The 14,584-nt window shown below is 64.9% G+C and carries 14 protein-coding genes; 11 read left to right on the top strand and 3 right to left on the bottom strand.

The window, feature by feature from the left end:
• Positions 1–85: 85 nt before the first annotated feature.
• Positions 86–694, bottom strand: a complete 609-nt coding sequence (locus ACVJ19_RS07365) for a TetR/AcrR family transcriptional regulator (RefSeq protein ID WP_453955132.1) — start codon at positions 692–694, stop codon at positions 86–88.
• Between the two features lie 104 nt (positions 695–798).
• Between ACVJ19_RS07365 and ACVJ19_RS07360 the strand changes: the two genes are divergently transcribed.
• The 6 genes from ACVJ19_RS07360 (at position 799) to ACVJ19_RS07335 (ending at position 5,052) form a co-directional block, all read left to right on the top strand.
• Positions 799–1,494, top strand: coding sequence for a PspA/IM30 family protein (locus ACVJ19_RS07360; RefSeq protein ID WP_453949568.1), 696 nt, complete (start codon positions 799–801; stop codon positions 1,492–1,494).
• A gap of 40 nt (positions 1,495–1,534) precedes the next feature.
• Entirely contained in the window at positions 1,535–1,810 is a 276-nt protein-coding gene (locus tag ACVJ19_RS07355) for a YiaA/YiaB family inner membrane protein (RefSeq protein WP_015688680.1), read from the top strand.
• Positions 1,811–2,027: 217 nt separating this feature from the next.
• Complete coding sequence (locus tag ACVJ19_RS07350) at positions 2,028–3,092, top strand: amidohydrolase family protein (RefSeq protein WP_453949570.1); 1,065 nt, start codon at positions 2,028–2,030, stop codon at positions 3,090–3,092.
• Between the two features lie 15 nt (positions 3,093–3,107).
• Positions 3,108–4,220 (top strand): amidohydrolase family protein, encoded by a 1,113-nt coding sequence (locus ACVJ19_RS07345; RefSeq protein WP_453949571.1) that lies wholly within the window; start codon positions 3,108–3,110, stop codon positions 4,218–4,220.
• Positions 4,221–4,227: 7 nt separating this feature from the next.
• Entirely contained in the window at positions 4,228–4,641 is a 414-nt protein-coding gene (locus tag ACVJ19_RS07340; RefSeq protein WP_453949572.1) for a Rieske (2Fe-2S) protein, read from the top strand.
• Between the two features lie 204 nt (positions 4,642–4,845).
• Positions 4,846–5,052, top strand: a complete 207-nt coding sequence (locus ACVJ19_RS07335; RefSeq protein ID WP_453949573.1) for a hypothetical protein — start codon at positions 4,846–4,848, stop codon at positions 5,050–5,052.
• A 235-nt stretch (positions 5,053–5,287) separates the two neighbouring features.
• Here ACVJ19_RS07335 and ACVJ19_RS07330 read toward each other — a convergent pair whose 3' ends face one another.
• Positions 5,288–6,133, bottom strand: a complete 846-nt coding sequence (locus ACVJ19_RS07330; RefSeq protein WP_456739364.1) for an SDR family NAD(P)-dependent oxidoreductase — start codon at positions 6,131–6,133, stop codon at positions 5,288–5,290.
• Between the two features lie 186 nt (positions 6,134–6,319).
• On the opposite strand from ACVJ19_RS07330, the gene ACVJ19_RS07325 reads away from it, so the two are divergent.
• The 5 genes from ACVJ19_RS07325 (at position 6,320) to ACVJ19_RS07305 (ending at position 12,825) form a co-directional block, all read left to right on the top strand.
• Positions 6,320–7,816, top strand: a complete 1,497-nt coding sequence (locus tag ACVJ19_RS07325) for an aldehyde dehydrogenase family protein (protein WP_453949575.1) — start codon at positions 6,320–6,322, stop codon at positions 7,814–7,816.
• A 120-nt stretch (positions 7,817–7,936) separates the two neighbouring features.
• Positions 7,937–9,052, top strand: a complete 1,116-nt coding sequence (locus ACVJ19_RS07320; RefSeq protein WP_453949576.1) for an alkene reductase — start codon at positions 7,937–7,939, stop codon at positions 9,050–9,052.
• Between the two features lie 115 nt (positions 9,053–9,167).
• Positions 9,168–9,671: a GFA family protein gene (locus ACVJ19_RS07315; protein WP_453949577.1), complete on the top strand. Its 504-nt coding sequence runs from the start codon at positions 9,168–9,170 to the stop codon at positions 9,669–9,671.
• A 251-nt stretch (positions 9,672–9,922) separates the two neighbouring features.
• Positions 9,923–11,584, top strand: a complete 1,662-nt coding sequence (locus ACVJ19_RS07310) for a thiamine pyrophosphate-binding protein (protein ID WP_453949578.1) — start codon at positions 9,923–9,925, stop codon at positions 11,582–11,584.
• 200 nt (positions 11,585–11,784) lie between these two features.
• Positions 11,785–12,825 (top strand): IS110 family RNA-guided transposase, encoded by a 1,041-nt coding sequence (locus ACVJ19_RS07305; protein WP_453948226.1) that lies wholly within the window; start codon positions 11,785–11,787, stop codon positions 12,823–12,825.
• A 316-nt stretch (positions 12,826–13,141) separates the two neighbouring features.
• Here ACVJ19_RS07305 and ACVJ19_RS07300 read toward each other — a convergent pair whose 3' ends face one another.
• The gene (locus tag ACVJ19_RS07300; RefSeq protein ID WP_453949579.1) at positions 13,142–14,521 is read right to left on the bottom strand and encodes an LLM class flavin-dependent oxidoreductase; all 1,380 of its coding nucleotides are present in this window, start codon (positions 14,519–14,521) and stop codon (positions 13,142–13,144) included.
• Between the last annotated feature and the right edge of the window lie 63 nt (positions 14,522–14,584).

The raw sequence follows: 14,584 nt of genomic DNA, 5'->3' as shown, positions 1-14,584 counted from the left end.
GGGAGAGGTGAGGGACGGCCCGAAGGCTAAGCGCACCACCTGCGATGCGACAGGCGAAATTTTAGTCAGGCGCCGCCGATCTTTTTTACTCCGCGCGCGCGATCAGCCCGTCGATCATCGCGCGGACGAGGCCCGCGATCTCCTTGTGCAGCGCCGGCAGCGGAACGGCGACCAGTCTCTGCTCCAGCCCCAGCGCCACCATCCCGTGCACCGCCGAGAACAGGCTGCGTGCGGTGATGCCGAGCTCCTCCTGACTGCGCTTGGGTAACAGCAGCGCCAGCGGCCGGTAGATGTGGCGGAACAACTGCAACTGGTCGTCGATCGACCAGTCGGGGAGGATCTTGTCGGCGGCCATGCGGTGCTCGAACAACGCGCGCCAGAGCTCGAGGTTTTCGGCGGCGAAGTCACAATAGGCAATGGCGATGCGGACCAGCGTCTCCTGTGGGGACGGATCGCCCGCACTTTCCGCAGCGCTGAGCGCCTCATCGAGACGACGCAGCGTGCGTGAGCCAACCCGCAGGACGAGTTCGTCCACATCAGCAACGAGATTGTAGACCGCGCCATTGGCGCAGCCGATCTCGCGGGCCAAATCGCGAGTTTTCAGACCCGCGAGCCCCCGCTCAGCGATCATCCGCTCGGCCGCCTGGATCAGGTCGGTCCGAAGTTTCGCTCGACGTTCCAATGCCTTAGTCATCTCGCACCGAATTTTTGAGCGTCGCTCAAAAATATATTGAACGATGTTCAAGGTTTCTGCTACAAAGCATCTGTGAGCAACGCTCATAAAACAGGGAGCAGACAATGTTCAAGACCGTCGTGACACTTTTCCGCGGCAGCGTGGCGGCCGCGGGCGAGGAGCTGGAGGACCGCACGGCCCTTCTGATCCTCGACCAGCAGATGCGCGATGCCGCCGCCGCCCTCGAACGCAGCAAGCGGACGCTGGCGCTGGCGATTGCGCAGGACCAGCAGGAGGGCCGCAAGCTCGAGGCGACCGTCGCCCGCATCGCCGATCTCGAGACCCGCGCGGTTGCCGCGCTCGACGGCGGCCGCGAGGATCTCGCCAAGGAGGCCGCTGAAGCCATTGCGGGCCTCGAAGCCGATCGTGATGCGGCGATGACCGCACGCGCGCTGTTCGCGACCGAGATCGCGCGGCTGAAGCGGCACCTGACCAACGCGCAGGCCCGCATCACCGAGCTCGATCGCGGCCGGCGCCTTGCCCGCGCCTCGGAAGCGGTGCGCTCGCTCCGCCGCAGCGGCATCGAGGCGGCGCGTCCCTACGAATCCACGCTGCCGGAAGCCGAGAGTACCTTGAGGCGTCTGCGCGAGCGGCAGATGGAAGCCCAGGCCGCCGACGACGCGCTGGTCGAGCTCAATGCGGCCACGGGTCCGCTCGCTACCGCGGAGAGACTCGCCGAGCAGGGTTTTGGCCCCCGGCTCAAGACGACCGCCGACGACGTGCTGGCGCGGTTGAAGTCCAAGCGCACGCCGACGGCCTGAACTCAGATTTCATCATCATTTAAACCAACAGGAGACCATCATGAACCAGAACGGCCAGCCCCATAGCAGCGCCTGGGTCACCTTCACCTACGCGTCTTTCGCAGCCTCCGCCTTCCTCGTCGCCATCGGCGTCTTCTTCCTGCCGATCGACCTCTGGATGAAGGGCTACCTCACCATGGGCATCGTGATGCTGATCCAGACCTGCATCACGCTGACCAAGACCGTGCGCGACAATCACGAGAGCAGCCGGCTGGTGAACCGCATCGAGGATGCCAAGGCAGAGCGTCTGCTGATGGAGGTTTCCAAGGCGGCTTGAGGCGAGAGTGCGCCGCGGCCTGCAGTCTGACGCGGTGGGTGCCGGAGCATCCACCGCGTGCCTGATCCGCATATCGGGCCTGCGAAATGCAACCGAGCCATGACGGATCGCGCGGGCGCGCACCCTTGCGTGGCGGCGCCGGCCGACGCACTCTGTCCGGGCGGCGCGAAGAACGCCGCCAATAAAGACTGTGCGAGGAAACTCCGAGGAAACCTGCATGGCGGCGACGCGGATCGACTGCGACATCCATCCGGCGGTTGGTGGCACACGCACGACGCTGCTTCCCTATCTCAGCGACCATTGGAAAGAGCAGGTGGTGAGCCGCGCCATCGACGGGCTCGATCTCACCTCCTATCCGCCGAGCATGCCGCTTTCGGGCCGCGCCGACTGGCGGCCGGCCAATGGTTCCAAGCCCGGCTCCGATCTCGCCATGGTGCAGAAGGGCGCGTTCGATCAGCTCGGTGCGAGCCACGCCATCCTCAACGTGCTCTATGGCGCGCAGGCCGTGTTCGACGCCTACATGGCGGCCGACTTCTGCAAGGCCATCAATGACTGGATCGCAGCCGAATGGCTGTCGCGCGATCCACGCCTGCGTGCGTCCATCGTGGTGCCGATGCAGGCGCTGGATCTTGCCATCGAGGAGATCGAACGCCGCGCCGGCGACAATCGCTTCGTGTCCATCCTGGTGCTGGCGCAGGGCGAGACGCTGCTGGGACGGCGGCATTTCTGGCCGGTCTACCAGCTCGCGGAGAAGTACAAGCTGCCGCTCGCGATCCACGCCGGCACGCAATATCGGCAGGCGCCGAGCTCGGCCGGCTGGCCCTCGCATCGTTATGAATATTACTTCGTCGAGGCGCAGGCGTTTCAGGCGCAGATTTTGAGCCTGATCTATGAGGGCGTGTTCGGCAAATATCCTGACCTGAAGGTCGTGCTGATGGAATCCGGCGTCAGCTGGCTGCCGGCCTTCATGTGGCGCGCCAACAAGACCTGGCGCGGCGTGCGCGTCGAAGTGCCCTGGGTCGAGCGCGAGCCGGCCGCGATCATCCGCGAGAATTTCCGCGTCACCATGCAGCCGTTCGATGCACCTGGCGACGCGAGCAGCGTCGAGGAGATCATCGACCAGATCGGCTCCGAAAAGATGTTCCTGTTCGCGTCCGACTATCCGCACTGGCAGTTCGACGGCGACGATCCGATCCCGCCGAACCTGCCGCAGAGCTTGATCGCGAAGATGTGCGGCGACAATCCGCTGGAGACGTTTCCGCGGCTGTCGCTCGCCAACTAATTCCGGAGGTTTCGCATGAGTGAGGTCATCGACCGTCCGCTGCGTGACGACGAGAAGCCCGCGGCATCGCGGCTACGCATCGTCGATTGCGACGTGCATCCGAGCCTGCATTCGCTCGATGACCTCAACGAGTTCCTGCCGAAACGCTGGCAGCAGCATTTGAAGGAATATGGCAGCCATCTGCGCACGCCCTATCTCTTCACCACGCCCTATCCACGCTCCTCGCCGCTGATCGCGCGGCGCGACGCCTGGCCGCCGACAGGCGGGCCGCCGGGCTCCGATCTCGCCTTCATGCAGAAGCAGCATCTCGATCCGCTCGACGTCGAGTTCGGCATTTTGCAGGTGCTCGATCTCTTCATCTTCTCGCAGCAGAACCTCGAGTTCGGCGCCGCGATCCAGCGCGCCATCAACGACTGGCAGCTGGCGTTCTGGTCGCATCGCGATCCGCGCCTCAAGGCCTCGATCCTGGTCGGGCAGGACGGCGTGGATCTTGCCATCGCCGAGATCGAGCGCTGCGCCAAGATCGGCGAATACATCCAGATCAACGTCTCGCCGCGCGCCAACGAGCCGCTCGGCCGGCGCCGCTACTGGCCGATTTACGAGCGCGCCGAGGCGCTGGACCTGCCGCTCGGCATCCATGTCGGCGGTTATGGTGGTCACGCGCCGACCGGCGGCGGCTGGCCGTCCTATTATGTCGAGGAGCACCAGTCCAACGCGCACACCATCGCGGCGCAGCTTGCGAGCATCGTGATCGAAGGCGTGCCGGAGCGGTTTCCAAACCTGAAGATCGTCTTCATCGAGGGCGGTTTCGGCTGGATCCCGTCCGCGGTGTGGCGCATGGACCAGCATTTCGAGCGCTTCCGCAGCGAGGTGCCGCATCTCAAGCGCAAGCCGTCGGAATATGTCCGCGAGCACTTCTGGTTCACGACGCAGCCGATCGACGAGCCTGATGAGGCGCGGCACCTGCGCGCGTTGATCGAATGGGTCGGCATCGACCGTTTGCTGTTCTCGTCGGACTATCCGCACTGGGACTTTGACGATCCGCGCTTCGCCTTCAAGACGCCGCTGACGGAGGCCGAGCGGAAGAAGATCTTCAGCACCAATGCTCGTGCGGTCTACACGTTCTGAGACCGGCATGGCCCGTCACATCGTCGCCACCACCTCGGAGATCCCGCCCGGCGGCAACAAGGTCGTCGATGTCGCCGGCCGCGACATCGTGGTGTTCCATGTCAATGGCGAGTTCTTCGCGCTATTGAACCGCTGTCCGCACGAGGGTGCGCCGCTGGAGAAGGCGGCTTGCGTGGCGCGGCTGACCTCACCCGAGCCCGGCGTCTACGAGCGCTCGCGCGTCGGCGAGATGCTGCGCTGTCCCTGGCACGGCTGGGAATTCGACATGCGCAGCGGCCAGTCCTGGTTCGATCCCAAACGCGTCAGGATCCGGTCCTATCCGGTTGCGGTGGAGCGCGGCGAGGAATTGCAGAAGGGCCCTTATGTTGCCGAGACGTTTCCGGTGCATGTCGAAGACAGCTACGTGATTGTCGAGGTGTGAGGTCACCCACCGTCATTCCGGGGCATTCGCGCAGCGAATGAACCCGGAATCTCGAGATTCCCCGGTGCGCAATTGCGCACCTGAGGTCTGGTCCTTCGGACCATCCCGGAATGACGCGTTGATAGGGCCGCGATCCTCATCACGCATTGAGATTCCAACGCAGGTGCGATATGGCTCTCGCGCTTTCAGAGGCGGAGATCAGCTTTGTCGAAACAATCCCTGCGTGAGGAGGCCGAGCGCCTGATCCGCGAATCGATGGAAAAAAAGACCATCGTCGTCAAACAGGGCACGACCCGCATCGAGGCGGTCTGCGGCAAGTGCGGCGCGCCAAACCGGGTTCAGGCGGAAAAAGGCCAGAACCGCGTCAAGTTCGCCTGCAAGAACTGCGGGCACCAGCAAGAGACGCTGTAGGTTTCAACCTCTCCCCGCCCTTTGCGGGGAGAGGTCGGATCGCCCCGGCGATGCGAAGCATCGTCCGGCGCGATCCGGGTGAGGGGCAGGGCACTACGCAACCACGATCCAAGTCTATCCGACTCATGCCTTTCGCGGGCGCTCTTACAATTCTGACCGGAGTTTGCAGAGGCAGCCCCTCACCCCACCCTCTCCCCGTAAGAACGGGGCGAGGGAGTGAGAGAGCGGTGCAAGCCTACTCCCCCTCCACAAACCTCTTAAACGCATCCGCATAGTCCGGGTGCCAGCGCGACAGCGGCGGGCGGTTCTCGACGATGTCGCCGGCGGCCCACAACATGCGCTTTTCGTCGAGCGCACGCGGCACGTCGTTGTCCGGACACAGGATGTAGAAGTCGCCGGCCTCCAGTCGCGTCAGCATGAAGTCGACGGTCTGCTCCGGCGTCCACGCGCCGGCCGGTTTCTCGGTGCGGCCCTTTGCGGTCAGGCCGGTGAAGACGAAGCCGGGAATCAGCAGATGCGCGGTGATGTGGCAATCGCCGGTATTGCGCAGCTCGTGCTGGAGCGCTTCCGTAAAGGCCTTCACACCGGCCTTGGAGACATTGTAGGCGGGATCGCCCGGCGGTGTGGTGATGCCCTGCTTGGAGCCGGTGTTGATGATGAGGCCGGCCTTGCCGCGTGCGATCATGTTCGGCGCGAAGATGCGCGAACCGTTGATGATGCCCCACATGTTGACGCCGACGATGCGCTGCCAATTGTCGGGCTCTGCGAACAGCGTGCTGCCGGGCTGGATCCCGGCATTGTTCATGAGGACGTCGGTGCCGCCGTAATGCGCGCCCACGGCGCGTTCCAGTTCCATCACGCTTTCGGCACGGCTGACATCGACAGCGCAGGTCATCACATGTGTGGCAGACGTGACAGATGACAGTTTTGTTGCGGCCTCCGCCAGCCGCGCCTCGTCGACGTCAGCGATGCACACCTTCATGCCGGCACGCGCGAAGGCCGTGGCGGCGGCAAATCCGATGCCGGACGCGCCACCGGTAATCACGGCAACATTGTCCTTGATGATGGCAGGATGTGGCATGGCTCGTCTCCGCAGGAAGGGGCTTGGTCGAGCTATAACATGGCGCTCGCGCGACCCTGCACAAGTCGGCATGGGAGGTCTTCGCCCCACGCCGCCTTTACGCCTCTCCGGCACCGCTGTATTCTTCCCGACTTAACGGTCCCACCGAGATCGAACCCAATCAACGAGTTGACAGGGAGTGCAGCCATGGCTGTGTCGCAGGCTATTCCGATCACGCGCCACCCGTTCGCCAACGGGTCCTACAAGCAGATGTTGATCGACGGCAAGTGGGTCGACGCGGCCTCCGGCAAGCGCTTCGAGACCCGCAATCCCGCTACCGGCGAACTGCTCGCAACGGTCGCCGAGGGCGACAAGGAAGACATCGATCGTGCGGTCGCCGCCGCCCGCCGCGCCTTCGAGGGACCCTGGAGCAAGGTCAAGCCGTTCGAGCGGCAGAATCTGCTGCTCAGGCTCGCCGACCTCGTCGAGAAGAACTTTGACGAATTGTCGCAGCTCGACACGCTCGACATGGGAGCGCCGCTCAGCCGCACTCGCGCCTATCGTCTGCGCGCCATCGGCATGCTGCGCTACTACGCCGGCCAGACCACGGCGATCCACGGCGAGACCATCGAGAACTCGCTGCCCGGCGAGATCTTCTCCTACACGCTGAAGGAGCCGATCGGCGTCGTCGGCGCCATCATTCCCTGGAACGGCCCGCTCAGCGCGACGATCTGGAAGATCGGGCCGGCGATCGCGACTGGCTGCACCGTGGTGCTCAAGCCCGCGGAGGAAGCGCCGCTGACCTCGCTGCGCATCGCTGAGCTCGCGATGGAGGCGGGCATTCCGCCCGGCGTCGTCAACGTCGTGCCCGGCTATGGCGAGACCGCGGGCGCTGCGCTTGCCTCGCACCACGACGTCGACAAGGTCGCCTTCACCGGCTCGCATGTCACGGGCCAGTCGATCATCCGGGCCTCGGCCGGCAACCTCAAGCGCGTCTCGCTCGAGCTCGGCGGCAAGTCGCCGGACATCGTGTTCGCGGATGCCGATCTCGACGCCGCCGTGCCCGGTGCCGCGATGGCGGTGTTCGCCAATTCGGGCCAGATCTGCAGCGCCGGCACGCGCCTGTTCGTCGAGCAGGCGATCTACGAGGAGTTCGTCGGCCGCGTCGCCGAGTTCGGAAAGAAGCTGCAGGTCGGCAACGGTCTCGATCCCAACGTGCAGATCGGCCCGCTGGTGTCCGAGCAGCAGCTCGAGCGCGTCACCGGCTATCTCGATATCGGCCAGAAGGAAGGGGCGCGCGCGCTTGCCGGCGGCGGCCGCGTCACTGAAGGCGCGCTATCGAAGGGCTTCTTCGTCTCGCCGACGGTGTTCGCAGGCGTCCAGGACAACATGCGGATCGCGCAGGAGGAGATTTTTGGTCCCGTCATCTCCGCGATCGCGTTCAAGGACATGGACGAGCTGGTGAAGCGCGCCAACAACACCACGTTCGGCCTCGGTTCCGGCCTGTGGACGCGCGATGTCAGCAAGGCGCATGCGGTTGCGAAATCCTTGCGCGCCGGCTCGGTGTGGGTGAACTGCTACCAGGCGATGGACCCGGCCGTGCCGTTCGGCGGCTACAAGATGAGCGGCTACGGCCGCGAGTCCGGCAAGCAGCACGTCGAGGAATATCTCAACGTAAAGGCCGTCTGGATCAAGACGGCGTAACATCTATTTCCTCCTGCGTTCCGCGGGAGGGAATATCGACTTTTTACAGGGGCGGCGCCTTTTCGAGGGGCCGCCCCTCGCTATATGATCCGCATCCTTCCATAGCCATCTGGTGCCAGCATGAAATTCGAGGCGTTGTTTAGACCGTTGCAGGTCGGTCCGTACAAGCTCGCGCATCGCGTCGCGATGGCGCCGTTGACGCGCATGCGCGCCGAGCGGGAGAGCTTTTCGCCGCGCCCGCTCAACGCCGAATATTACGGCCAGCGCGCGACAAAGGGCGGCCTGATCATCGCCGAAGCCTCGCCGGTGCTCTCGCACGGCCGCGGCAACCCGGCGACACCCGGTATCTATTCGGAGGGGCAGATTGCGGGATGGCGCAAGGTGACGGATGCCGTGCACGCCAAGGGTGGCATCATCTTCCTTCAGCTCTGGCATGTCGGCCGCGTCTCGCATTCCTCCTTCCACGGCGGTGAGTTGCCGGTCTCGGCCTCGGCGATCGCGATCAAGGCCGAGGGCATGAAGGCGATGACCGCCGACGGCAAGATCGCCGATTACGAGACGCCGCGCGCGCTGGAGACGGAGGAGGTCAAGGACATCGTCGAGGCCTTCCGGCAGGGCGCCAAGAACGCGCTGGCCGCCGGCTTCGACGGCGTCGAAATCCATGGCGCCAATGGCTATCTGCTCGAGCAGTTCCTGCAATCGCGCAGCAACCAGCGCACCGACCAATATGGCGGCTCGATCGAGAACCGCGCGCGGCTGCTGCTGGAGGTCACGCAGGCCGCGATCGATGTCTGGGGTGCCAACCGCGTCGCCGTGCGGCTGTCGCCGCACGGCATTGCCAACGATTCCGGCGAACCTGATCCGATGCCGCTCTACACGCACGTCGTGAAGGCGCTCGACAAGCTCGGTCTTGCCTATCTGCATTTCATCGAGCCGCGCTCCAGCGGCGCGGGCCGTGCCGATGTGCACTGGGAGAACGTGCCCTCCGCCATGGTGCTGTTCCGCCCGCGCTACAGTGGCGTGCTGATGACCGCCGGCGGCTTTACCGGTGAGACTGCGAACGCGGCGATCGCCGAAGGCCATGCCGACATCATCGCTTTCGGCCGCATCTTCATCTCGAACCCGGATTTGCCGCGGCGCCTTCGGCACGACTACCCGATCACCCCGTACAACCGTGCGACGTTCTATGGCGGCGAGGAGAAGGGGTACACGGACTATCCAGAGCACGTGAGCTGACGCAGGCGTAATCTCTTCCGTCATTCCGGGGCGATGCGCAGCGTCGAACCCGGAATCTCGAGATTCCGGGTCTGGTGCTTCGCACCATCCCGGAATGACAGCGGGGAACAGAAACATGGCCAAAGCCGCAGCCGCCGCAGGAACCGCCACCGGCCAATGCCTCTGCGGCAAGGTCACCTTCGAGATCGACGTACCGGCGCGCTGGGCGTGGCATGATCACTCCGCCGCCAGCCGCCGCGCCCACGGCGCGGCTTACGCGACCTATATCGGCAGCTGGAAGAAGCGCTTTCGCATCACCTCCGGCAGGACTGCGCTGACCCGCTACGAGGACAAGGCGACGAGGACCGCACGCAGCTTCTGCTCGCATTGCGGCACGCCGATCATCTACGAGCGTCCGCGCGGGCCGCACATGGTCAACATCCCGCGCGCGCTGTTCCGGGAACGCACCGGCCGCCAGCCGCTCTATCACATCGCGATCGAGGAGCTGCAGGAATGGGCCTATACCGGCGAGCCGCTGGTGCCGCTGAAGGGTTTTCCCGGCGTGGTCTGGCAACGCTCGAAAAAGAAAAAGCGCGGAAGCGGCGAGGACCCGTTCGAATTGGGACGGGAAGAAATGTAACTCCGTTCTCCGTGCCCCGGACGCTGCGCAGCGCCTCTTCGGCGGTGCGCTGCCGAGCCGGGGCCCATGCGGCAATGGACTCCGCGCGAATCTGAGTCCCGGCTCTGCGTCGCAACGTTGCACGTTGCGCCGCGTCCGGGGCACGAGACCGTCACACGCAACGCAGCCATGACCGCGCTTCCTTGCGCGCCTCCCAGGACTTCGGCCATCATGCCTCCGTCCTTGCGGCAACGTCCGCTCCTGGAGGAAACATGAAGAACAAGATCACCGGCCGCTCCGCCTTTCTCGCGCTGCTCAAGGACGAGGGCATCACGCATCTGTTCGGCAACCCCGGCACCACCGAATTGCCGATCATGCATGCGCTGAAGGATCATCCTGATCTCACCTATGTGATGGCGATGCAGGAGAGCCTGGTGGTCGCGATCGCCGACGGCTATAGCCGTGCCTCCGGGAAGCTTGTCGCCTGCAACGTCCATGTCGCGCCCGGCCTCGGCAACGCCATGGGCTCGCTCTACAACGCTCAGTTCACGGGCACGCCGATGATCCTGACCGCAGGCCAGCAGGAGCAGGGCCACGGCCTGATGGAGCCGGTGCTCTACGGCCCGCTGGTGCGGATGGCCGAGCCGCTGGTGAAATGGGCGGTCGAGGTGACGCGGCTGGAGGATCTGCCGCGCATCGTGCGCCGCGCTGCCAAGGTCGCGATGACGCCGCCGACCGGGCCGGTGTTCATCTCGCTGCCCGGCGACATCCTCAACAGCGAGGCCGGCATCGATCTTGGCAGTTCCACCCGCATCGACGCGCGCACAAGACCGTCGGATGAAGCGTTGAAGGCGTTTGCTGCACGGCTGCTCAAGGCCGAGCGCCCCGTGGTCGTCACCATGGACGAGGTGGTCAAGAGCGACGCGCTCAGGGAGGCCGCCGAACTCGCCGAACTGCTCGGCGCTGCCGCTTACCAGTCCTCGACGCCCTATGGCGCGCACTTCCTCTCGGAGAGCCCGAGCTTCGTCGGCACGCTCGCGCGTCTACAAAAGACCGCGCGCGACACGCTCGCGCCTTACGATCTCCTGATCGCACTCGGCGGTGATCCCTTGCGGATGTCTGTTTATAGCGAGGTCGACGCGCTGCCTGATGGACTCGGCGTCGTGCAGGTTGGTCTCGTCGATTGGGAGATCGCCAAGAACTACGGCGCCGAGATCGCGCTGAAGGCGGATCTGAAGGAGACGCTGCGCGCGTTGATCCCGGTGCTGAAGGAGATGGGCGGTGCCACACTTGCGAGCCGCGCGAAACAGCGCCTCGCCGAACTCGCGCCGAAGAACTGGAGCGCGCGGCGCGCTGCGCTGGTCGAGCAGATCGGCAAGAGCGCGGGCCGCAACCCCATCGATGCGGATTTCCTGGTGCTGCAAATGGTCGAGGCCATGCCGGATAATGCCATTCTCGTCGACGAAGGTCTCACCTCCAGCCGCCAGGTGACGGCGCTGCGTCCACACCGCGACCGCTACGGCTATCATGGCCTTGCCTCAGGCGGCATCGGCTGGGGCCTGCCGGCCTCGGTCGGCGTCAGCATCGCCAATCCGGATCGCCCCGTGGTGTGTTTCTCCGGCGACGGCAGCGCGATGTATTCGATCCAGTCGCTCTGGACGGCGGCGCATCACAAGCTGCCGCTCAACGTCGTCATCGCCAACAATGGCGGCTACCGCATCATCAAGCAGCGGCTGCTCGCCTTCCATGGCGACGACAATTACGTCGGCATGGATTTTGTCGATCCACCCGTGGATTTTGCCGGAATGGCGAAAGCGCTCGGCTGCGAGGCGATCAAGGTCAGCGATCCCCGAGAGCTGAAGGCGACGCTGGCGTCGGCGTTCGGCCGGCCGGGCACGAAGCTGATCGAGGTGATGGTGGACGGGAAGGTGTAGCCCCGTCGTCCCGGCCTAGCGCGCAATTGCGCGCGGGGGGCCGGGACCCATACCGCGTGATCTCTCGATTGTGGATGCTGCTCGTCCCGAACGACCAGCCTTCGCCAAGCATCTCCCTGGGGTTGATGGGGTGGACGGCCCCCTACGGCATCAGTGTGCCAGAATGAGGTTGTTGCAAATCTCAGACAAGGGAGCCGTCCGTGAGCGAGATTATCCGAATTGGGATCGATACGTCGAAGCATATTTTTCAACTGCATGGGGTGGACGCGGCGGAGCGGCCAGTGCTGCGCAAGCGGCTGACGCGCAAGCAGATGCTGGAGTTTTTTGCCAAGCTGCCGGCGACGCAGGTGGGGATGGAGGCCTGCGGGGCGGCGCATTACTGGGCGCGGGAGCTGGGCAAGCTGGGCCACGAAGTGAAGTTGATGGCGCCACAGCACGTGAAGCCCTATGTCAAGCGCAACAAGAACGACGGGCGCGACGCTGAGGCCCTGTGCGAGGCGATGAGCCGGCCGACGATGCGGTTCGTGCTGGTGAAGAGTGCCGAGCAGCAGGCCGCGTTGATGCTGACGGGCTTGCGCGAGCAGATGATCGCCCGGCGCACCCAGCTTAGCAACATGATCCGCGGCTATGCGGCTGAGTTCGGGATCACGGCGGCCAAGGGGCTCAGCCAGGTCGAGCCGCTGTTGGCGCAGATCGCGCAAGACGAAAGCGTGCCGGAACTGGCGCGCGATCTGTTGGCGCAGCAGGGCCGCCAGTACGCGCAGTTACAGGAGGAACTGAAGACAATCGAAGCCAGGCTGAAGGCCTGGCACCGTGCCAACCCGGACAGCCGGCGCCTTGCAGAGATTCAAGGGATCGGGCCGATCGGTGCGCCTGAGCTGATCATGAAGACGCCGGATCCGCACGCGTTCAGCTCCGCAAGGCATTATGCGGCCTGGATTGGGCTGACTCCGAAAGACCATTCCACTGCCGGCAAAACCCGTCTCGGCAAGATCACCCGTGCTGGAGACGAGCGGCTGCGCAGCGTCCTGGTGGCGGGAGCGACCGCCGTGATCAAGCAGGCCATGTGCGGCCGCGGTCATCCGTCACCTTGGCTGTTGGCCCTGCTCAAGCGCAAGCCGCCCAAGCTCGCAGCCGTGGCGCTCGCCAACAAGAATGCCCGCATCGCCTGGAAGCTGATGGTGACGGGGGAGAGATACGACGGCGCTCGGATGCGGGCTGCATCCGCGGCTGCCGCCTAAGACAGATCAGCCGATCGGGTTCGCCCGACCGGCCGAGCCGGAGCTGCAAGAGGAGTAGATGGTAGGATCGATCGATCCGAGGTGCGAGACATCCCGTGGGACCCATCGGCCGAACCCAGGTCGCGTGGTTGATTGGAGCTCGCGTCGCGGAAACCATCTTGGCCAGCGGTTCAAATCAACCGCACCAACAGGCCGGACATATGGATGCAAGCGATCCGATCAGACCGCCAAGCCTCTTGTGCCACGGGGGCCGTCCACATATGGGTCCCGGCCCCCCGCGCGCAATTGCGCGCTAGGCCGGGACGACACCGAAATCCTACCCCTTCTTCCCCACCCGATACCCCGCCGCCGGATGCGGCGCACCTAGCCGCGCGCGGCCCTGGCCGAACAGCTTCTCCCGCAGCGTGCCCTTGGCATATTCGCTCTTGTACCGCCCGCGCCGCGTCAGTTCCGGCACCAGCATGTCGGCGATGTCCTCGAAATCGCCGGGCGAGATCGCGAAGGCGACGTTGAGGCCGTCGACGTCGGTCTTCTCGAACCAGTCCTCGATCTTGTCCGCAACCATCTCCGGCGTGCCGACGACGACGGGACCCGCGCCGCCGATGCCGACATGCTCGATGACGTCGCGCACGGTCCAGACCCGATCGGGGTCGGCGCGGGTGACGTTGTCCATCGCGCTGCGGCCGGCATCGTTCTGGACGTGACGCACCTGCTGGTCGAGGTCGTAGCCGGAGAAATCGACGCCGGTCCAACCGGACATCAGCGCCAGCGCCCCCTCGGGGCTGATATGGCGGCGATAGTCGGCGTATTTCTCCTTCGCCTCGGCTTCCGTCCGTCCGAGGATGATCGTCATCATCGAGAACATCAGGATCTCGGCCGGGTTGCGGCCGAGCGCGGCGGCCTCCTGGCGGATCGCGGAGACGCGTGGCGCGATCACCTTGGCCGATGGCCCCGACATGAACACACATTCGGCGTGACGTGCTGCGAATTGCCGGCCGCGCGGCGAGGTGCCGGCCTGGTACAGCACAGGCGTGCGCTGCGGCGACGGCTCGCTGAGGTGAATGGTGTTGTTGATGCGGTAGTTCGCGCCCTCATGATTGACGCGATGAACTTTGGCGGGATCGGTGAAGATGCCTCGCGCCCGGTCGCGCAGCACGGCGTCGTCTTCCCAGCTGCCTTCCCAGAGCTTGTAGACGACCTCCATATATTCGTCGGCGATGTCGTAGCGGTCGTCGTGTCCGGTCTGCTTGTCCTTGCCGGCTCCGCGCGCTGCACTGTCGAGATAGCCGGTGACGACGTTCCACCCGATCCGTCCCTCGGTGAGATGGTCCAGCGTCGACATCCGCCGCGCGAACGGGTAGGGCGGCTCGAACGACAGATTGCTGGTGACGCCGAAACCGAGATTTTGCGTCACCGCCGCCATCGCCGACAGTAGCAGCAGCGGCTCGTTCGACGGCGTCTGTGCTGCATTGCGCAAGGCTGCGTCAGGGCTGTTGCCATAGACGTCGTAGACGCCAAGCACGTCCGCCAGGAACAACCCGTCGAAGCGGCCGCGCTCCAGGGTCCTGGCAAGATCGATCCAGTAGGGCAGGCGGTTATATTCGGCGGTGCGGTCGCGGGGATGGGTCCAAAGGCCCGGTGACTGGTGTGCGACGCAATTCATCGCAAACGCGTTGAGCCTGATCTGCTTGGCCATGATGGTTCCCCGGCGCCCTATACTGAGCGCTCTTCGAATGGTAGATGTGCGCCCGAACTTGGC

The organism is Bradyrhizobium sp. USDA 376 (assembly GCF_054063675.1).
The sequence above is the reverse complement of the archived record's forward strand: the minus strand, read 5'-3'. Positions and strand labels throughout refer to the sequence as shown.